Source organism: Phycisphaeraceae bacterium (assembly GCA_019636555.1).
In the GTDB taxonomy this organism is placed as follows: Bacteria; Planctomycetota; Phycisphaerae; order Phycisphaerales; family UBA1924; genus JAFEBO01.
Genome location: JAHBXH010000001.1, coordinates 2,877,295 through 2,897,633, shown reverse-complemented (window position 1 = coordinate 2,897,633; position 20,339 = coordinate 2,877,295). Strand labels below are relative to the sequence as shown.

Annotated in this window: 17 protein-coding genes; 5 read left to right on the top strand and 12 right to left on the bottom strand. The window is 61.5% G+C overall.

Going from position 1 to position 20,339, the window contains the following annotated elements; all coding sequences use genetic code 11:
• Nucleotide 1: 1 nt before the first annotated feature.
• On the bottom strand, nucleotides 2-619 hold the full coding sequence (locus KF691_12425) for a helix-turn-helix transcriptional regulator (GenBank protein ID MBX3390245.1): 618 nt from the start codon (nucleotides 617-619) through the stop codon (nucleotides 2-4).
• 102 nt (nucleotides 620-721) lie between these two features.
• Nucleotides 722-1,480, bottom strand: a complete 759-nt coding sequence (trmB, locus tag KF691_12420; GenBank protein ID MBX3390244.1) for a tRNA (guanosine(46)-N7)-methyltransferase TrmB — start codon at nucleotides 1,478-1,480, stop codon at nucleotides 722-724.
• A 328-nt stretch (nucleotides 1,481-1,808) separates the two neighbouring features.
• Here trmB and KF691_12415 point away from each other — a divergent pair, with 328 nt between their 5' ends.
• Entirely contained in the window at nucleotides 1,809-3,980 is a 2,172-nt protein-coding gene (locus tag KF691_12415) for a hypothetical protein (GenBank protein ID MBX3390243.1), read from the top strand.
• Between the two features lie 1,143 nt (nucleotides 3,981-5,123).
• Here KF691_12415 and KF691_12410 read toward each other — a convergent pair.
• From KF691_12410 to KF691_12390, 5 genes are all read right to left on the bottom strand, one after another.
• The gene (locus tag KF691_12410; GenBank protein ID MBX3390242.1) at nucleotides 5,124-5,285 is read right to left on the bottom strand and encodes a hypothetical protein; all 162 of its coding nucleotides are present in this window, start codon (nucleotides 5,283-5,285) and stop codon (nucleotides 5,124-5,126) included.
• Nucleotides 5,285-5,599: a hypothetical protein gene (locus KF691_12405; GenBank protein ID MBX3390241.1), complete on the bottom strand. Its 315-nt coding sequence runs from the start codon at nucleotides 5,597-5,599 to the stop codon at nucleotides 5,285-5,287. The genes KF691_12410 and KF691_12405 overlap by 1 nt, the downstream gene beginning before the upstream one ends.
• Before the next feature lie 275 nt (nucleotides 5,600-5,874).
• Complete coding sequence (locus KF691_12400) at nucleotides 5,875-8,112, bottom strand: hypothetical protein (GenBank protein MBX3390240.1); 2,238 nt, start codon at nucleotides 8,110-8,112, stop codon at nucleotides 5,875-5,877.
• 358 nt (nucleotides 8,113-8,470) lie between these two features.
• On the bottom strand, nucleotides 8,471-9,259 hold the full coding sequence (locus KF691_12395; GenBank protein ID MBX3390239.1) for a hypothetical protein: 789 nt from the start codon (nucleotides 9,257-9,259) through the stop codon (nucleotides 8,471-8,473).
• Nucleotides 9,256-9,906 carry an RNA polymerase sigma factor gene (locus KF691_12390; GenBank protein ID MBX3390238.1) on the bottom strand — a complete coding sequence of 217 codons (651 nt, stop codon included), beginning with the start codon at nucleotides 9,904-9,906 and terminating at the stop codon, nucleotides 9,256-9,258. Before KF691_12390 ends, KF691_12395 begins: the two co-directional genes overlap by 4 nt.
• Before the next feature lie 271 nt (nucleotides 9,907-10,177).
• Between KF691_12390 and KF691_12385 the strand changes: the two genes are divergently transcribed.
• The 3 genes from KF691_12385 to KF691_12375 are packed head-to-tail and all read left to right on the top strand — an operon-like array spanning nucleotide 10,178 to nucleotide 12,194.
• Nucleotides 10,178-10,717, top strand: a complete 540-nt coding sequence (locus tag KF691_12385) for a PH domain-containing protein (GenBank protein ID MBX3390237.1) — start codon at nucleotides 10,178-10,180, stop codon at nucleotides 10,715-10,717.
• Nucleotides 10,714-11,505 (top strand): PH domain-containing protein, encoded by a 792-nt coding sequence (locus tag KF691_12380; GenBank protein ID MBX3390236.1) that lies wholly within the window; start codon nucleotides 10,714-10,716, stop codon nucleotides 11,503-11,505. Before KF691_12385 ends, KF691_12380 begins: the two co-directional genes overlap by 4 nt.
• A gap of 20 nt (nucleotides 11,506-11,525) precedes the next feature.
• Nucleotides 11,526-12,194: a nitroreductase family protein gene (locus KF691_12375; GenBank protein ID MBX3390235.1), complete on the top strand. Its 669-nt coding sequence runs from the start codon at nucleotides 11,526-11,528 to the stop codon at nucleotides 12,192-12,194.
• Between the two features lie 19 nt (nucleotides 12,195-12,213).
• On the opposite strand, the gene KF691_12370 is transcribed toward KF691_12375, so the two are convergent.
• The 3 genes from KF691_12370 to KF691_12360 form a co-directional block, all read right to left on the bottom strand.
• A complete protein-coding gene (locus KF691_12370) occupies nucleotides 12,214-13,161 on the bottom strand; it encodes a bifunctional helix-turn-helix transcriptional regulator/GNAT family N-acetyltransferase (protein MBX3390234.1) in 948 nt (315 codons plus the stop codon).
• Nucleotides 13,162-13,337: 176 nt separating this feature from the next.
• Nucleotides 13,338-13,937, bottom strand: a complete 600-nt coding sequence (locus KF691_12365; protein MBX3390233.1) for a GNAT family N-acetyltransferase — start codon at nucleotides 13,935-13,937, stop codon at nucleotides 13,338-13,340.
• A gap of 72 nt (nucleotides 13,938-14,009) precedes the next feature.
• Nucleotides 14,010-14,297, bottom strand: coding sequence for a hypothetical protein (locus KF691_12360; protein ID MBX3390232.1), 288 nt, complete (start codon nucleotides 14,295-14,297; stop codon nucleotides 14,010-14,012).
• A gap of 118 nt (nucleotides 14,298-14,415) precedes the next feature.
• Between KF691_12360 and KF691_12355 the strand changes: the two genes are divergently transcribed.
• Complete coding sequence (locus tag KF691_12355; protein ID MBX3390231.1) at nucleotides 14,416-15,300, top strand: polyphosphate kinase 2 family protein; 885 nt, start codon at nucleotides 14,416-14,418, stop codon at nucleotides 15,298-15,300.
• A gap of 71 nt (nucleotides 15,301-15,371) precedes the next feature.
• On the opposite strand, the gene carB is transcribed toward KF691_12355, so the two are convergent.
• Entirely contained in the window at nucleotides 15,372-19,010 is a 3,639-nt protein-coding gene (gene carB / locus KF691_12350) for a carbamoyl-phosphate synthase large subunit (protein MBX3390230.1), read from the bottom strand.
• A gap of 143 nt (nucleotides 19,011-19,153) precedes the next feature.
• Nucleotides 19,154-20,332 carry a DUF1275 family protein gene (locus KF691_12345; protein ID MBX3390229.1) on the bottom strand — a complete coding sequence of 393 codons (1,179 nt, stop codon included), beginning with the start codon at nucleotides 20,330-20,332 and terminating at the stop codon, nucleotides 19,154-19,156.
• Nucleotides 20,333-20,339: the final 7 nt, after the last annotated feature.

Sequence of the window (20,339 nt, the reverse complement as noted above, 5' to 3'; positions counted from 1 at the left end):
GTTACCCTTTCTTCCCGGATTTGCCGGGAGACTTTGTGGATTTGCGCGAGCGTTCGCCGAAGCCGGATGGAGCCAGCAAAAAGCCCAGTGAGACCGCGCGCCGGTTGGGGCCCGGCCTGCCGCGCCGGAGCACCGAGTGGAGCGAATCGAGCAGCGAGTTGATGGACGCGAGGTCGGTCTCGTTGACCCAGCCCATCACGCGTCCGCCCCAAAGAACTCGGCAGCCATCGGGTCCGGGCGACCTGGCCGCCAGGCACTCGCGCTCGAATTCGCGGAGCGAAAGCTTGAGCGCGTTGCGCACGACGCGAACCAGATCGGTGCGCGGCGCGGATCGGTAATCGAGCTTCACCGAGCTGGCCGGAAGTTCATACACAACGCCGTTGCTCGCATCTTCGGGCTGTTGCTGGCGCTGGCGTACGAGCCCGACGCGTTCGAGCGCCCGCAGATGAAAGTAGAGCGCATCGGGGCGCCGCCCCAGCAGATCCGCGAGGCGGGCGACTGTTGATGGACCGGCGCTCGAGAGCGCATCGACGATTTCCTGGCGCGTCGCCGATGCGAGCGCGCGTGCCGCGGCGGGCTTGGCGATCGGAAATGAACGGGCGGCAGCGGCTGAGGACATATTGAATAATACACCAATTATTCAAACACGGCTTTTGGGGGGGCGGGATCGCCGGCGTTCGTCCCAGGCATGCGGACGTCTCTGTGCGGCGGCAGGGGGTTATCAGGACTTTCGGAGCACCGTCGCGTGCGGCTTCTTCGTTTCGCCGCACATCTTTTTTTCGTAGTTGGTCGCCACGACCTGTCCCTCGCCGACCCACTCGGGTGCCACGAACAGTTCGCGCGAGAACACTCGCCCGCCCGGAGCGTGCGTCGCGTCGGTCCAGCGAGCAAAGAAAGTCTCCATCCAGGCCCAGTATTCGTCGTGATCGGTCACGATGCGGAGTTCGCCGCCGGGCGCCAGCGCGCGCCACGCCTGCTCAAGAAACTTGTCCTGCACGACGCGGTTCTTGTGGTGCTTGCTTTTCGGCCAGGGATCCGAGTAATAGAGATGGATCGTGTTCACGATCTCATTGGGGCAACGCCACTTGAGGAATGCCACGGCATCGGCGTGGAGCAGACGGACATTGCCGAGCGCCGCACGACGGACCCGATCGGCCGTGTATGCGTAGAACGCGCCTTCCCACTCAATTCCGAGAAAGTTCGTGTGCGGGTTTTCTTTCGCGACGTTCAGGATGAACGTGCCCTTGCCGCAGCCGATTTCGATCTCGAATCGATTCGCGGGGGCCGCGAACCACCGGCGCGGGTCGAGCCTGCCCGCGAGCGGATTCGACATCACCTCGTCGGGGAGCGCCGGATATTCCTCCGGGGAAACCCCAATTTTTCCGGGCGCAACGTCGAGTTCTCGTCCGTGACCCAGTTTTCCTCCGGAAAAGCGGTCGGACTTTCCGGGAACGTGAGGATTCGAGGGATTTTGAGACATGAAGGGCGGTGACTTGAGCAATTCCGGCGAGATTGTTTGCTGTGCGTTCGCACTGTAGCGGCGAAATGAAAACGCGATCATCAATCCGCGGCGATCCGACGGGCAAAACCCTACGTATAACATGCCGGTTTGGAAATCCTGCCGTGTCCGCGCCCTCGCGATGTCGATAGAAGTGGGTGGCCAGCGCGGAGGCCGTTGGTGTCGCGTTTACAAGTTGGCGTTCCAGGGACGGATGGGATCAGGCCGGCGCTCCGCCGCGTGCTGCTCCCGATCTTTTTTTCGCGCACGGACGTTTCGGCGTTCGCGAAGCGCGACAAAGGGGTGAGACATGCTCGATGAGCGCAGTTTCTTCATGACCTCCTCCGCGATGGGTTCGGGTTCCGGCGGATCGCCGAGTTCGGCGGTGACGGCATCGGACCTCGTGGGCCTCATCGATTCGCGCCTCGATCGCAAGCGCTTTCAGGATCATCACTGGACGGGCTCGTTCTGGGAATACCTCGACATCGTTTCGCAGAACCCCTCGGTCTGCCGCAACGCGTATCAGCGTCTGTACGACGCGATCCTGTCCTGCGGCAGCGAGAAGTACCGCGTCTTCAAGAAGGACGTGACGCGCTATCACTTCTTCTCTGATCCGTTCGGCGGCGGCGCCGACGCGATCTTCGGCCTCGACGTCGCGCTGATGCAGCTCGTCGATTTCCTGCGATCGGCTTCCGAAGGCTACGGAACCGACAAGCGCATCCTGCTTCTGCACGGTCCGGTCGGTTCGTCCAAGTCCACCATCGCGCGCTTGCTCAAGAAGGGCAGCGAGGCGTACAGCCGCACGCCCGAGGGCGCGCTCTATTCGTATTCGTGGCTGCTCGACGAGCACTGCGAAGTGAAACCCGCGTCGACCGGCGCCGAGGCGCTCCGCACGCACGAATTTGCGTGCCCGATGCACGAGGACCCGCTGATCCTGGTGCCGCGCGAGGCACGCGATGCGCTTCTGGCGAACCTGAACGAGAAGTACCGCCCGCAGCACCACAACGGCAAGATCCGGATCTACGGCGACCCCGACCCGTTCTGCCGCAAGATTTTCGAAGACCTGATGACCTTCTACAAGGGAGACTGGAAGAAGGCGATGGACCATGTGAAGGTCCGGCGCATCGTGCTGAGCGAGAAAGATCGCGTGGGGATTGGAACATTCCAGCCGAAGGACGAGAAAAACCAGGACAGCACGGAATTGACGGGCGACATCAACTACCGCAAGATCGCGGTGTACGGCAGCGACAGCGATCCGCGTGCGTTCAACTTCGACGGTGAACTCAACATCGCCAACCGCGGCATCTGCGAGTTCATCGAAGTGCTGAAGCTGGATGTGGCGTTCCTGTACGACCTGCTCGGCGCGTCGCAGGAGCACACGATCAAGCCGAAGAAGTTCGCACAGACGCACATCGACGAGGTCATCCTCGGGCACACGAATGAGCCCGAGTACAAGCGGCTCCAATCGAACGAGATGATGGAGGCGTTCCGCGATCGCACGATCAAGATCGACGTGCCGTACAACATCCGGCTGGATGACGAGGTGCGGATCTATCAGAAGGACTTCGGTCCGGATCGCATCAAGAACATCCACATCGCGCCGCACACGCTCGAGGTCGCGGCGATGTGGGCGGTGCTGACCCGGCTGGAAGAGCCGAAGAAGGCCGGGCTTGCGCTCATGCAGAAGCTCAAGCTCTACAACGGCAAGAGCATCCCCGGATTCACCGAGGACTCGGTGCGCGAACTCAAGGAGGAGGCGCCGCGCGAGGGCATGAACGGCATCTCGCCCCGCTACATCCAGGACAAGATTTCGAACGCGCTCGTCGGCCGCCAGGCGATCGAGGAGCGCTGCATCAACCCGTTCATGGTGATCAACGAGATCGAGGGCGGGCTGGCGCACCACTCGCTGCTGAACGACGAGAACACCAAGAAGCGGTTCCGCGAGTTGCTCGCGGTCGTCAAAGAGGAATACGAGGACATCATCAAGGGCGAGGTGCAGCGTGCGATCAGCGCCGACGAGGACGCGATCCGGCGGCTCTGCGTCAACTACATCGAAAGCGTCCGCGCGTACACGCAGAAGGAGCGGGTCAAGAACCGCTACACCGGGCGCGACGAAGAGCCGGATGAACGGCTCATGCGGTCGATCGAGGAGAAGATCGATATCCCCGACAGTCGCAAGGACGATTTCCGCCAGGAGATCATGAATTACATCGGCGCGCTCGCGCTCGACGGGAAGAAGTTCGAGTACAACACCAACGCGCGGCTCTACCGCGCGCTCGAGCTCAAGCTCTTCGAGGACCAGCGCGACACGATCAAGCTGAAGAACCTCGTGAGCAGCGTGGTCGACGACGAGACGCAGCAGAAGATCGATATCGTGAAGCAGCGGCTCATCAAGCACTTCGGCTACAACGAGACGAGCGCGACGGATGTGCTCAACTACGTCGCGAGCATCTTTGCAAGAGGCGATAGCAAGCAGCGGTAAGTCTTGTCGCGAACCGAGAACATCCGGTTCGGGATGGCTTCAAGGGTCTCCAGGAAGTGTCGCGCTCTGGTGGTTTTCGTGAAACCGGACAGCGAGGGCCGTTGGTATCGTGTTGGGCGGTGGCATCCTCAACGCGCATTTCCTCGCCTTCGCCCGGTCGACGCGATCCGAATTGGGTGCGCGCGATTCGCCATCCCATAACGCTGCTCGGAATCGTTTTGGTATTGCTGCTCGACGCCGGATGGATTGACGCGTCGACATCCCCTCCGGCCTATTCGCCCGTTCTCAACTACGTTGCCGTTGGGCAGTGGGTCGATGATCCAATACTCGCCGTTGGGCCTCCGATACCCGTGCGCGTGTTTCGCGCTCCGGATGGAACCATCGAAGTTCGTTGCGAGGGCGATGAAAACCCTCCCACGGCAGCCGCCGTCGAGATTCGAGGTTGTCGGGTTCGGCGGGCCGCAACTTGGTTGTACGGACTTTGGGGCATGACTTCCGAAATACGCGGGATGTATATCGAGCCGAACTACGCGTTGATGACTCCGCGGGAGTGGCGGGCCTTTCCCGCAGCAGTGCTCGCCGGATTACAGGCGGCACCGAACTCGAGTGAGTACGAAGAGGAAATAGGCTTTTTGAAATCGGGGCAATTCCAGCACGCTCGTTTTCGGTGGCAAGGAGTTGTTCACAACGGAGTCGTCGGAGTACTCGTACTGGCGACCATGTACGGACTTGTCGAAAATCTACGGCATGTCTTTCGGACGCTGCGTGCGAAGCGAAGGCTCGCGCGTGGTCTTTGCGTCGAATGTGCATATCCATTCGCAGCAAACAGTCCGATCTGTCCCGAGTGTGGAGGGGATTTGACAACGGAGCGCGGGGCGTTTCAGAGCGCATGAAATACTCGGTGCGCCGCCGCCAGCGTCCGCTCGTCGCAATTCCGAAGGCCAGCAGCCCTGCTGAGGTGGCGCCAGGCGCAGGAATTTGCATAAACGAAAAGTTGTGCGTGCCGTCCAGGCTTCCCGACCCGCTCATGACGAGCGTTCCGTGGAACGCGCCAGTGACGGGGTCGTACTTCGGAACGTTGTCGGTTCCGAGCGAGCCGACAAGGAGTTTCCTGCCGAATCGCGCATCCGATCACGCGCGTTATTATTTTCGAAAGCCGAACAACCGGTCTTTCTCTGCCGCGGCATGACACCCAACGCACGATTCGATGGCCCCCATCGATGTGATCTCTTTCCCGCCGGAATCCATTGTCGCGTAGATCCAGCCACGATCCGAGTTCGGTGTCGATTCGTCGAACTTGGTCATCACAAAGAGTGACGAAATCGGTCCGGGCGATAGGTCTTCCCTTCGCGTTCGACGACCTCAGATGCCGGCGCCCCTTGGGCACCCGGCACCGTCGCCACGGGAGCGTGCGCTTCTTTGACGACCGTGAATCCCGCCGGAATCCGATAGTTGATGTCCGCGTGGCGATCCGCCCAGTCGTAAACATCGGGCTGATTGCAGTAAAGGTAATACAGCTTGCGGCCGTGGGCTTTCTCGTCCTTGCTCTCGCTCCAGTGAAGATTGACTGGTTTTGGCGGAAGGCAAAGCGTGGGCGCCCATCGCGCCGCATCGGACATGCGTTGCCAACCGGAATATTGCGTACCGGTCTCGTGCAAGGAGCGACGGATCTCAGCATCGGCCCATTGAGACGGCGATTCGGACGGGGGAGTCGGAGGCGGACCCGCGACCCGCGGAGACGCTTTGCGGGGGACGGATGACTGCTCTCCGCAAGAGCAAAGCACGATGCCGGAACAGGCGATCACGACGGCGGCTAAAGCTCGCATCCGGAACTCCCGACTCATTTTGCAGGCGCAACCGGGTGAGTTGTTCGCCCCGCGTCCCTTTGTTCCGTCTACGGACAAAGGAACGCGGTGTAGGCGGAATTAAAGATCACGAAATCGAGGTCGTCCACCACGCCGTCGTTGTTGAAGTCGGCAGCGCTCGAGGCGGGCGGAACGGTGAACTTGTCATATTCTGCCGCGAAGAGAATGAAGTCTGCGTCGTCCACGACATCGTCGGCGTTCAGATCGCAGGGGCAAGGAGGCCGAACGATAATCTGGGCCGCGGCAACCGCGACGCGCTTTCCGACGCAGATGTCGGCGTTGAAACGATCGAGGACCATGAGCACGTAGTAGGTTCCGGGCGCCGTCGTATTGGGGATCATCGATGCGGAGACGGTATTTGCAGACGATCCGGCGTTGAGCGCGGGACGATTGAGTGTGGAAGAGATCAGGATGTCCGCCGGTTCGTACGTCGTGTTGGTCGAGAGGTAGTAATAAACGTCGTAGACGCCGCTCGTGCTCGCGCCCATGTTGGTTGTGCTGCCGGTCAGCGTGATGGGGCGGCCGGCGCGGATCGGCGCGGGCGCGACATAGACCACCTCATCGGCGGTCAGATCGGCGCCGGGCTTGTCGCGCTCGTATCCCCACCACAGAAAGTGAGGTGTTCCGGCACCCACTCCGGCGCCGGTCTGGTCCCACACCGCGCCGATCCAAGTCTTCGGTTCGCAGTAGTTTCGGCGCGTGGTGAAGTAGTCACCCCACGCGTTGGTGAGTCCGCCAACACCAACGGCGGGCGGACCGTTCGTCGATTGCGCGACACCCTGATTCTCGAAACTAGCCGGGATATTGCCGTTGTCCGATTTCCACACGAACGCGGCAGGCTGATTCACACCCGCGGCGCCGGCGGAACCGACATAGATCGTGCCGCCCATGTTGTTCTCGGAGTTGGGATGCGCCGAGGGGAAGACCCAGCAGTAGTTGTTGTTGAAGATATTGTCGTCCTTGGTCGCGGCGCTCGTTCCGTTGATGTTGATGGTGCTCGTGGTGCTTCCAACGACTCGGGTATAGGGATATGTGAAACCGCCTCCGCGGTTCGACATCCACATGAAGCCGAGAAAAGTGTTGGGCACGCCGTCGCGGAGGACGTAGCAGCACATGACTCGGTTGTCGCCACGCTGCACGAAGTTCGTGCCATCGGAATGGGTGCCGGGCGGGGGCATCGTGAGCGGCGAACTCTGAAAGCCGGAGTGGGTGATATCACCCGAGAACATGTTTCCGCCGTCCGGCCAGATCCAGGCGCGAAGCGTCGTGTTGTTGACGTGCGTTCCCCAATACATGTTGACCCGGGAACCCTGTGATGGGCGGAGCGTTCCGGGAGTGGTGCGGTAGAGGTACTGGTATGTCAGACCGCCGCCATCGGTGAGGTCCGTCCAGGTCGCGCGGTAGATCACGGCGCCGCTGTTGGCGTTTCCCGCCGTGGTGTACACATTCGTTGTCTGATACAGGTTGCCATCCGAAACCGCGAGGTCGGGGTAGTCGAGCCAGAAGCCCGTGTTGGCGATTCCGAAATCCTCGGGAGCGGTGCGGTACAGCGTCCACGTGATCGCGCCGTTGTTCAGCGCGGTCGAGATGTTGGTCGAGACGGCGAGGCGCTGGATGTTGTGCGTGCCCGCGCCGTTCTGGTTGTACTGAAGCACCCAGACCATAATGTCGAGATCGCGGTTGTAGTGCACGATCTGGTCACAGCAGACGCCTCCGGCGTCTGCCGCGGGCGGCGCGGGAAACTGCGTGGAAGGGTTGATGTACTGCCACGTGACGCCGCCGTTTCGCGAGATCGCGGCGTAGGTATTGCCGGTCCAGAAAACGACGTTTTTGATTTGTCCAAGGCTCGGCTCGTTGGTTGTGATCGAATTGGCGGCCGGGACCAGCGGCGGGGCGCCGATGAACGCGGTGTTGTTGCGCCAGACGTTGATGTCGTTGGGTGCTCGATCGACGAAGTCGTTCCCGAAAAAGTTCGCCTCCGTTGGTGGCGAGGTGGGGACCAGGTGCGCGGGATCAAATCCCGGCGCGAGCGGCACTTTTTCGGCCGGGTGATCCGTGCGGCAAAGAACGCACTCCAGCGGCACGCCCATTTCGAACGGGTCGCTCAGGAGCTTCGTGGTGAACGTGCCTTCGGGCTGGATCGTCACGGACCCGATGAATTCGTCCGGGCGATCCGCGGTGCGCTGAACGGGCGCTGCCTCGGATGCGCGCGGAATGCAGAGCGACCAGGCCGCATAAGCAAGCACAGCGAAAGCACGATTCCTCATATTTTGCTCCCCGTGAGCGTCGCCTCGGCGCTCTCTTGCTCATGAAATTACACGCAGGCAACGATCGTTGCAAGTGGAGTTGGTCGATTCGGGTGGTGTCCGGCATACAGAATAAAAACATCGCGTCTGCGGCGTGGGACTTGGTGGCAAGCGGGGATCACCAGCCAACGCGCCGGATGCTCGCGCCGATGTTGTCGCGGGAACGCGCCGCACGCCATAGAGCGAGCGGTCCTGCGCGGCAAGCGGCCCCGCACGCGCGGGGCTCGCTGTGAGGAAAAGGGCTGGTTGTTGCAGTTTCAGATGTCGGACAAGCCGCGCCTGATTGCAGAAACGACGTCCGACACAACCTGCGATACAGCTAGTTTGCCGCCTTAAACACCGCGAGGTTATTGATGATGTGCGGCGCGTCGAGCGGAGTAACTTCGTAGAGCGCGATTCCGTCGATTTCCGTCGAGAAGAAATTCACGCCGCCCTTGTCTTCGGGTTGGCGGCGACACGGGAATCCCCAGTCGTTTTGGCGCGAGACCGTGTCGATCGCAACAATCACAGGCTTGCCGTCGACTCTGGCGAGCAGCAACCCCGTGTAGTTCGAAATCGCCGTGGTGTAGCTCCATCCGACGAACTGGACGTTCGGAAGGTCTTCTTTCGGGGCCAATGCGACACCGAATCGCTGCTCCATCCATCTCGCGAACTTTTCTTTCGTGGTGCACTCTTCGGAAGGTCGGAACTTGTGATCGACGAGTTTGTAATAGGCCGCGGCGAGCGTCGGCCGCTCTTTCTCGGTTCCCGGCGCTGTCATCCAGAAGTAGGCCTGGATACACACCGCAATCGCGAGGAGCGCCGCGAGCGCCCCGAACAACTTGTATTCCCGTGACCAACCGGTCCGTCGCGGCTTCGGGGCAAATGCTTCCGCTTCCTCACGCGTGAGAATTCCGGCGACGGGCGCCGCGCCGAACCCGGCGCTCAGCGAAGCATCCATGCGCCGCTGGAGTTCGACGTCGGCCTTGAGCGAGTCGGAGTGAGCGATTTTCTGCTCGAATTCCAGACGCTGCGATTCCGACATCGCGTTGTCGAGATAACGATCGAGGTCGTCGCCCTCGGGCGCCGGCAGATTCGAGGAGGAATTGGGAGGAACAGGCTGGCTCAACGCGGGCCTCCTTGCCCGATCCGGCCGTTTCTCGATGTCAGGAAGTCTCGCATCGCCCGGCGCGAGCGGAATACGTGGCTCATTGCGGTGTTTTCGTTGAGCTCGGTGATGGCGGCGATCTGGGCATAGCTCATCCCGCCGACGGTCCGCAGCAAAAGACAAACGCGCGAAGTCTCTTCGAGATTGTGGAGAGCCCTGATTACTTCCGCATCGAAATGATCCGGATTGGAGACCGATCCGTCCGCGGAGACGGCCGGGGCGCTGTGTTGCTGCTTGGACGATTTCGCCGCCTGATACGCGAGTGCATCCCCGCCTGTCGCTTTGGCAGGATTCCGAATCCGTTTCCGTAGGGCATTCCTTGCGACGTTGCGGACGATCTGAGCCATCCAACCTTCAAAGGACGTCCCCGGAGTAAAGCGATCCAAACTCGCTAGCGCGATCACCGACGCCTCCTGCACGACATCATCTGCTTCGACACGATCTCCCAATACCGCCGACGCCACGATCGTCAGAGCGGGTCGAGCACGTGCGATCAGCCGAGCAAACTCCGCTTCCGACAGCCGCGAACTCTCACCCGGCGCGACGCTTCCCGGAGCCTGAGGCTTCCCTGCGTCGTCGGAAGATGAACTGCTCGCTTCGAGATTCATAGCGAAACAGCGAAGCGTATTCCGTGCATTGTCGAACCTTTGTCCCCGCCGGACGGGTCGGCTTCCGGCGATTTCCCTCTTTCCTCTGCCCGCTCATGTCCGCCAAACGAGCGCTTCTTGCCGGATTGATCGCCTTCCGATGAAATTCGGGCCGAACATCACTCGAATCCGGCAATTGCCATCTGAATCGACATTCGGGGTTTGCCGAGCGAAAGGGCCGACCGGCAGACAAGCCTTCGCCCAACAATCGCATAAAGTCTCAAGAGCCGTCATGAATTCGGACCCCACCAGCGATCCCCGATCGATAACCAGGCCGGACCCGGCATTGCTCAATTACTACCTGGTTGTTTCGCTATTCACTCTTGTCGCATTTCCGATCGTTTTTCTTGTCGCGTATATCCGTTTCAAGACTCTTCGCTATCGCTTCGACGAAGACGGAATCTGGATGGCGTGGGGGCTCCTTTTCCGAAAAGAAATCACGCTGACGTACCGGCGGATTCAGGACATTCATGTCACAAGAAATGTCGTACACCGATGGCTGGGCCTTTCCACCATTGACGTCCAGACCGCCGCGGGAGGCACCGGGCCCCAGATGCACATCGAGGGCGTTCGCGAGGCCGATGGATTGCGCGACTTCCTTTACGAGCGAATGCGCGGGGCGAAGGGTCATCTTGAAGCGACGCCTCGGGAGGCTGAACCGCCGCTCGCGACGGATGAATCGCTGGCACTGCTCCGTGAGCTGCGCGGGTCGATCGATCGGCTCGCCGATCGGCTGGATGCTCTCGGCGGACGCGGAGGAGTGCGCTCGTGACCAAGGCGCTTCAGAATCAGGTAATGGGGCCGGTCGAGTCGTGCGCCGCCTGGATCTATGAAGGTGTCTGGGGGATTCTGGCTGATTTGCTGCGAACGCCGCGGCAGCCACCCTTGCTTCCCAGTGCTCCGGACGAGGAAACGGTTTCTCTCAAGCCAAGTCAGGCGTGGCTTCGCTATCTCAAATTCTGGTTTTGGATCGGGCTCACCATCATCGACGCGGTGATCCTGGGCGGGTGGCTGATTATTTTGTTTGTGAATCCGGTCGTCGGCGCGATTCTGGCGGTGCCGGCCTGGATTGTCGCGTTCGTGCCGGACATATTCGCGTACATCGCGATTCATCTCCGGTACGACACGACGTGGTACATCATCTCGCCGCGTTCGATCAGGCTTCGCAACGGGATCTGGGTCATACGCGAAACGACATTCACGTTTGAGAACGTGCAGAATGTCGAGATCACTCAGGGACCCGTCGAGCGATGGTTCGGATTCGCCAATCTCAAAGTCGAAACGGCGGGCGGGGGCGTCGTTCACACCCAGCACGGCGCGCACCCGGACGGCTCAAACGTCGCGTTCCTTTTCGGGCTCGAGAACGCCCACGAGATCCGCAAGACCGTCATGGAGCGCGTCGCGGCGTCGCGAACGACCGGGATCGGAGACGAATCGGCACGACACGTCACGGAGGCGGCGGCATCTACAGCGCCGTCGCGATTGTCGGCGGAACACCTTGCAGAGCTGCGGGCCATGCGAGACCGGCTGCGCACGGCGCTGGGCGAGTCTGCCGCGTGACGGATGAGAATGATTCGGGCATGGCGCTTCCTCCGCACACAGAACCGTTTCTTCCGTTCAAACCCGACCTTGAGCCCCCCGCGGCGGCACGGGAGTTCTACGAGACGATGAAACTCCGGCGCAGTGTCCGGATGTTCAGTCATAAACCGGTGAGCGATGAAACCATCCGGTGGTGCATCGCGGCCGCCGGGACAGCCCCATCGGGTGCGAACAAGCAGCCCTGGCGTTTCGTTGCCGTTTCCGATCCGGCGCTCAAGCGAAAAATCCGCGAAGGGGCGGAAGCGGAGGAACGCGAGTTCTACGAGCGGCGTGCGACCCCGGAGTGGCTGGCCGATCTGGTGCCGCTTGGGACCGATGCGGACAAGGGCTTTCTCGAAGTTGCGCCGTGGCTGATCGCCGTCTTCAAACTGATGAAGACCGACGCCGACGAATCGGGCGCCCAGGGTCAGGTCTACTACGTGAATGAATCGGTCGGAATCGCGTGCGGGATGCTCTTGAGCGCGATCCACCATGCAGGCCTGGTCGCGCTGACGCACACGCCGAGCCCGATGAGGTTTCTCACCGAGATATTGGGTCGGCCGGAATACGAGCGGCCGTTCTTATTGATCCCGGTGGGATACGCGAGCGACGATTGCGTCGTTCCCGCGATCACCCGCAAGCGAGTGGAAGAGATCGCAGTGTTTCGGTAGCGGGAAGCGGCCCCGTCACTCAGCGACCGACCTTGGCTTCCATGACGAGATCCGTGCGAGCGCACTCAGTCTTCGAAGGCTTTTCGACTTCCTTGAAGCCGAGCTTCTTGTAGAGGCGCACCGCGGGCTCGAGCACCCGGCTGGTCTCGAGAAACACGGTCTTCGCGCCCTTCTTCTTTGCCCGGGCCATGGCTTCGCGGGTCAGCAGCTCGCCGATGCCTCGCCCGCGGTGTCGCGCGTCAACTGCCAGCTTCGTGAGTTCCCAGCGGCCGGGCTCCATCGGCTTGATCGCCACGGCGCCGACGGTCTCCGCGCCCATCACCGCCATCAGCACGCTGCCACCCTTGGCGACGATTTCCGTTTCCGGGCTCCTGAGCGTCCGCTCGTCGATCGGCTCCATCTTGAAGTGCTGCTCGATCCACGCGGCGTTGAGCGTGCGGAACTTGTCCTTGTTCCGGTTGTCCATGTCCACGATCTTGACGCCTTCGCTCAGGAAAGCAGTCTCGATGCGCTCGGCGAGCGGGCGGACGCGGAGAGCCTCCTCGAGCCGTTCGAGCTTCTCGATGATGTCGAATCCTGCATCCTCGGAAAGTCCGCGGCTGGCCGCTTCGATCGCGCTCCAGATCGGCTCCATCTTGGCGGCGAGCTCGCGCCCTTTCTTGGTGAGTTCGAGCGTGCGCCGACGCTCGTCGCGGGCGTCGGTTTTCGAGGAGAGCATGCCGAGCGAGGTCAGCTCCTTGCTCATCTGGCTGATGGCCGGGTGCGTAAGCCCGAGTTGAATCGCCGCTTCGCCCACGCTCAACACCTCGCGTTCGGCGAGCAGTTTGAAGAGCCCGAACCACTTCGGCGAGAACTCGACGTTTTGCGTGCGATAGAAGCGAGCGGCATCTCCCATCAGATCATCCGAAAGCCGCCGAAAACGGCTGGCAAGCGCGAGATATCCCAGCGCACTCAGAAAATCGCCCATCGCGAGACCCCCTCGAACTTCGTCCTTCCCCCGCGGTAGCAGGGATTTGTGACGATGCGCGTAGTATGACACGAAAGCTGTTTCCTGTCTAGGGGCGTCCCCCAAGAACAGCGTTGAACGATCATTCAAATCGTATCCACTGCGGTCGGGCGTGGCAGCGATCGTCACTTCGCGATTCAGCCGAGCAACTTGCTCAGGATCGCGCTGCGGTAGTTCGTGTACGGCCACTTCCAGTGTTCGATGAAGCGGTAGCCGCGGCGGATGTAGAAGTCGTAGAGCTCTCTGTCCGGCTCGGCCATTGAGAGCGCGAGTTCTTTGGCGCCGGTTTCGCGAGCTCGTTTCTCGACCATGTCCATGAGCATGCGCCCGATGCCGCATCCCTGATAGTCGGGATCGACGGCGAGCTGAGAAAAGCTCGCCACTTCGGGTTTGCCGAACCAAGGCGGACCCTGGCTCTCTTCCACTTCGTGGAACAGAATGGTGCCGACCAGTTTTTGCCCGGTGCGAGTCTGAACGCCGGCAGCGTGATCGACCGCGACGTAGCACTCGCCGCTGAAAACCCGCTGCTCGGTGACCTCGGCGGTTTGGCGTCCGGCGAGCGGCTGGAGGCCGAGTGCGACCTGCTTCGCGTACGCGCGGTGCAGGAGCTTGGTCATTTCCACGATGGAATCGCTCGGAGCAAGGCGGCGCGTCGTGATGTTCGCGCTGTCGCGGCGGTCGATGGCGATCGACGCCGCCCGTCCGCGTTGTGATTCGTTTGGAGAGTCCAGACTCATGGAACGGGAACTCTACGCAATTGCGGGTTGCATGTGCGCCGGATTCCCGGCACGCGAAGAAAAAAAACGCGGCTATCGCCCCGCCGCCAGTTCGCCCACTAGCGCCGCCAACTGCTTCACGTCCCTGGCTTCGAGGACGGTCCGCGCCTTCGCCGGGTTCATGGGATATTTCGCCTGAATGAGGTGGCCCAGGGCCAGGTCAACCTTGGCCCAGAGCTTCTCGCGTGCCTTGTCCGATTCGGCAAGATACAGCTCGCTCGCGGCCTCCTGGAGCGTCGCGAGGTGGCGCGTGTCTGCATGCTCGTAGAACCGGTTGATCGCGCCCTTCGCCTTTTTGCCGTAGTGCCCGCCGTAGGTCATGCACGATCCTAGAAGGCGGTAGCAAGGCAGGGAGAAGTCGGGCTTGGGCGGCGGCGCGTTTCCCGGTACGATTTGAACGCCATTGTTTGCGGACGAACCCAGCTCGGAGGCGTTCACCATGCCCAAGATCACCGAGGACCTGATCCGCGACTATCGAATCACCAGCGGCAAAGGGTTCCGTCTGAAGCAGATAGACCCCGCTGACACCGGAAACCTTCACGAGAAGAAAGAAGCAAGGGAACTGCTCGAGCGAGGGGTGAACTGGCTGGCGGAGGAGCAGGAGAAGCTTTACGCCTCGGACAACTGGTCGCTCTTGCTCATCTTCCAGGCGATGGACGCCGCTGGCAAGGACGGAACCATCAAGCACGTGATGAGCGGCATCAATCCGCAAGGGTGCCAGGTGCACTCATTCAAAGCGCCGACCAGCGTCGATCTCGATCACGATTTTCTGTGGCGATGCTCGAAAGTGATGCCCGAGCGCGGACGCATCGGTATCTTCAACCGTTCCTACTACGAAGAAGTGCTCGTCGTGCGCGTCCACCCGGAGTTTCTCGCGAAGCAAAAGCTGCCGCCGCAGCTTGTCGGGAAGAAGATCTGGGATCAGCGCTTCGAGGACATCCGTAATTTCGAGAAGTATCACTCGCGGCAGGGCACGATCATCCGCAAGTTCTTCCTGCACGTCTCGCGGAAAGAGCAGCAGCGCCGGTTTCTCGCGCGCCTCGAAGAAAAAGACAAGAACTGGAAGTTCTCGACTTCAGACATCGCGGAGCGTGGCCACTGGGACAAGTACATGGACGCGTATGAGGACATGATCCGCAACACCGCATCAGATCACGCGCCGTGGTATGTCGTACCCGCGGACAACAAATGGTTTACACGCCTCGTGGTCGCCGCCGCAATCGTGGACGCGGTACACAGCCTCGACCTCAAATTCCCCGAAGTCGATAAGAAAAAGCGTCAACAGCTCGAAGCGATCGAGGCGACGCTGAAGAAAGAGAAGTAGACGCGGGCTCGCAATCTGCCGCGAGCCGCAAATTCTCTTCCAAACTCGAATCGGATTCCGGCAGCGCCGGATCACACCCCGACCGCCGCACGCTCGACCGAGTCCGTCTTCCCGTTGTTGTAATCGAGATAATCCTGCAGCGCCGCGACGCGCCAGTCGCCGAAACGCAGCGCCTTGATCGCGCGAACCGCCGCGGCAGCGCCGGTCGTCGTGGTGATGATCGGCACGCCCAGCCGGATCGCCGCCGCCCGAATCTTGCCTTCGTCGGTAAGCCGCCCCGTCCGCGTGGGGGTGTTGATCAGCATCTGCACCTGGCCGTCCGCCATCATGTCGATGACGTTGGGTCGGACCTGCGCTTCGATCTTCTGCACCGGCTTCACGTTCAATCCGTGCTCTGAGAAGAACGACGCCGTGCCCGGGCTCGCGAACAGGCCGAAGCCCATCGCCTCGAGTTCCTTGGCGAGCGGCATGAGCGTGATCCGATCGCTCTTGCGCACGCTGATGAAGACATTGCCTTGTCCCGGCAGCACCGTGCCGCAGGCGATCTGGCCCTTGGCGAAAGCGATGTCGGCGGAGAGGTCGATCCCCATCACCTCGCCCGTGCTCTTCATCTCCGGCCCAAGCACGATATCGACGCCCGGGAACTTGCTGAAGACAAACACCGACTCCTTGACGGCGTAGACGCCTCTATGCACAGGTTCCTTTGCCCCGAGTTCGCCGAGTTTCTTTCCCATCATCACCATCGCGGCGATCCGGGCCCACGGCGTATGCGTCGCCTTCCCGACGAAGGGCACCGTGCGGCTGGCGCGCGGATTGACTTCGAGAATGGAGATTCGGTCGCCCTTGATCGCAAGCTGCACGTTCATCAGCCCGTTCACGCGCAGTTCTGCCGCCAGGATCTGCCCGATCTGGCGGATGCGATCCACCATCGGGCGTGGGAGGCTCCACGGGGGCAGCGTGCACGCCGAGTCGCCCGAGTGCACGCCCGCCTGCTCGATGTGCTCCATGATGCCGATGACGATGCCCTTGCGGGTTCCGTCGTTGCCGGAAAGAAGGTCGGTCGAACCCGACTTCCCCGGGATGAAATCCGCGACGACGTCCATGTCGACTTCGGTCGCATCGTCGAGGAACTTGTCCACCAGCACCGGCGCGTTCTCGAGGTCGGAGATGTTCACGGCGCTCGTCATGTAATGGCGGAGCGCTTTTTCGTCCGGGCAGATTTCCATGCCGCGCCCGCCCAGCACGTAGCTCGGGCGGACCAGCACCGGATATCCGATGCGGTTGGCGATCTCAACGGCCTGGTCAAGCGTTCGCGCGATGCCGCTCGGCGGCTTGAAGAGCCCGAGGCGCTCGAGAAGCGCATCGAACCGCTTGCGGTCTTCGGCCAGATCGATGGAGTCGAGGCTGGTGCCGATGAGCGGCACGCCACCCTTGACGAGCCCGTGCGCGAGATTGAGAGGAGTCTGCCCACCGAACTGAACAATCGTGCCGTGCACCAGCCCGTTCCGCTTGCCGTTGCCGCCATCGGCTTCACGTTCCAGCGTCTTCCCGTTGAGGCGCTCGATGATGTTGAGCGTGTCTTCGAGGGTCAGCGGTTCGAAGAAAAGCAGGTCCGAGGTGTCGTAATCGGTGCTGACCGTTTCCGGGTTGGAGTTGACCATCACCGACTCGAAGCCGAGTTCGCGTGCGGCGAACGCGGCGTGCACGCAGCAATAGTCGAACTCGATTCCCTGGCCGATTCGGTTCGGGCCGCCGCCGAGGATCACAACTTTCTGCCGGTCGCTGACGCGGATCTCGTCATCGCCACGGAAAGAAGAAGGTGTCGAGGTGTCAAGGTGTCGAGGTGCCGAGGGCGCCACACCGGATAAGCCGGAAGCTGCGGATGTCTTCTGTTTCTGATTTCCCTGGACACCTTGAAACCTGGACACCTCGACACCTTTCTCATACGTCGAGTAGTAATACGGCGTGACGGCTTCAAACTCCGCGGCACACGTATCGACGAGCTTGTACACAGGTTCGATGCCGAGGCTCTTCCGATACTCGCGCACTCTCAGGATCATCTCGGGCGAAATGGTCCCGAGATAGAGATTCGCAAGCTGCGCATCGCTGTAACCAAACTGCTTGGCCTCGAACATCGTCTGCGCCGGCACATCTTCGAGCTTTGAATAGCCGCACAGCACATCTTCGAACTCGACGAGCTGACGAATCTGATCGAGGAAGAAGTAGTCGATCTTGCAGAGCTCGTAGATCTTCTCGTCGGTCCAGCCCAGCTTCATCGCGTAGCGGATGTAGTAGAGCCGGCCCTGGCTCGGGACCGCGAGTTTGCGGCTGAGTTTCTCGGGCGAAATCGGCCACTCGATCTCGGAACCGTCCACGGTGCGGTAAGAGTGCGAACCGTCGGGGTTGGTGATCCGCCCGGCCCGACGGGCGGCAAGCCATTTGTCGTTGCGATCAAGCCCGAGCCCGAATCGCTTCACGTCCATCGAGCGGATGACTTTCTGCAGGCTCTCCTTCAGCGTCCGCCCGATCGCCATCGCCTCGCCCACGCTTTTCATCTGCGTCGTCAGCGTCTCGTCCGCTTCGGGGAACTTCTCGAAAGTCCACCGCGGCATCTTGCTGACCACGTAGTCGATCGTCGGCTCGAAGCACGCGCTCGTCGTGCCCGTGATGTCGTTGCGGAGTTCATCGAGCGTGTAGCCCACCGCGAGCTTCGCGGCAATCTTCGCGATCGGAAAGCCCGTCGCCTTTGACGCGAGCGCCGAGGAGCGCGAAACGCGCGGGTTCATCTCGACGACGACCATCTCGAATTTGCCGTCGTTCGGCGCCGGATTCACCGCGAACTGCACGTTCGAACCACCTGTTTCAACCCCGACCGCGCGCATGATCGCGATCGCCGCGTCGCGCATCGCCTGATATTCCTTGTCGGTCAGTGTCAGGATCGGCGCGAAGGTCAGCGAGTCGCCGGTGTGCACGCCCATCGGGTCGAAGTTCTCGATGCCGCAGATGATGACGCAGTTGTCTTTCTTGTCGCGGACGACTTCGAGCTCGTATTCCTTCCAGCCGAGCACCGACTGATCGATCTGGACCTGGCCGATCATGCTGGCCCGCAGGCCGCGCATGGTGATCTCGTCGAACTCTTCCTGGTTGTACGCGATGCCGCCGCCGGTGCCGCCGAGCGTGAAGGCGGGCCGGATGATCGCGGGCAGGCCGATTTCCTTGAGAAACTCGCGTGCGTCATCCAAGCTCGTGACGGTCTTGGCCTTCGGCAGTTTGAGACCGATCGATTCGCAGATGTCCTTGAAGATCTGGCGGTCTTCGGCGCGGTGGATCACCTGACGCGTCGCGCCGATCATCTCGACGCCGAATTCCTTGAGGATGCCGTCGTCGAAGAGCTTGCAGGCGCAGTTGAGCGCGGTCTGGCCGCCGAGCGTGGGGAGGATCGCGTCGATCGGAAAGCCGAGGTCTTTTTCGCGCTGCAGGATTTTGCGAACGGCGTCGGGCGTGATCGGCTCGATGTAGGTCCGGTCGCTGAACGCCGGATCGGTCATGATCGTCGCCGGGTTGGAGTTGATCAGGACGAGCCTGTATCCCTCGGCCTTGAGCGCCTTGCACGCCTGCGTTCCCGAATAGTCGAATTCGCAGCCTTGTCCGATGACGATGGGGCCGGAGCCGAGGATCAGAATCGTCTTGATGTCGGTCCGCTTAGGCATCCTGTCCCTTTGTTCGTCGTCGCGGTCCCAGTGCCGAGGGTAGTGGGGTGGGGTTTGAAGGTAGGGTGGGGGTACCCGGGGCGCAAACTCGATGACAATAGCCGCCGCTTCCGGCAAGGTCCAAGTTTGAAAGGGGTGCGCCGTCAGAAACCGGGTTTTTGCCGTGTCGGCTCGACGCCGCCTTCTCGGTGGAGCACGTTCAGCCCGCGCGCGATGGCAAGCTCAAGATCGGCACAAGTGTCGAGCGGGTCGAGCAGCCCACCCGCGGCATCCCTGAGTTGCTCGAACTGTCGCGGCGTCAACCCGGCCAGCACCATCGCCCGTCCCTCGGCGTCCAGTTTTCGGAGTGCCGCTCGGAGCTCAATCGCGCTGTTCTCATCAAGGTGGGTCACTTCGTCGAGGTCGAGGATCACGACGCGAGCGGTGCGAGGGAGCCGATCCGCCCATGCCAGCAGGTTCGGCATCCGATGAATCTTTCCCGCCCGATCGTGGTCCTTGCGGACGTGGAAGATCGCGAGTTCCGGAGGCAGCCCAAGCCCGGCGGATTCATCCACCAGATCGCTCTCTTCGATCTCGGCGATCGGACGCGACACGTCCTGGTAGATGATCCACGCCAGAAAGAGCACGGGCGGAAACATCGCCCAGCGCGCACCGAACGCGAAGGCAAAGGTTCCGAGCCCGGCTCCGAGCGCGAACGAACCCATGATGGAGGCGAGCAGCGCGAGGCGCTTTGAAGCAGGGTGGCTCCGAAGGGAAACGCGAGGGTGCGAGCCCTCGATCCGGCGCTTGCGCTCGTCCGACAGCCACCAGAAAAACTGAACCGCTTCGAGTCCGAGGTCGGTCAGCACGCCGGTCACGTGCGTCGTGCGGACGACGCCGCTGGAGATGCGGGTGATCGTCGCGTTCTGAAGCCCCATCGCCAGCGACGCAACGCCCGTCATGAGCAAAAGACGGTTGCCGCTCGCGATCGTGTCGCTCGCGAGCGTCTCAACGAGCAACGCAAAGACCGCCAGCAAAGTTGCTTCGATCGCCATCGGCAGGACGTAAATGGACTCCCAGCCGCGCCGGTTTCCGAGTTCGGTCGTAAAGCCGGAAATCGCGGAGCCGACAACGAACGAAAAAAGCAGGAAAAGAAGAAAGGCGACGAAGCTCCAATTTTGCTCGCTGACCGCACGCCCGAGATCCGACGTGGTCCCCGAGACATGGCTCGTGACATGGCCACAGGTCAGAATCGTCAGGATGTTGGTATATCCCGCGATCCACGCGAGCGTGATCGCAAGCCGTGCTTGCTGAACAAAGGAATGTGCCTGCGCGACGAACACTGAGAGA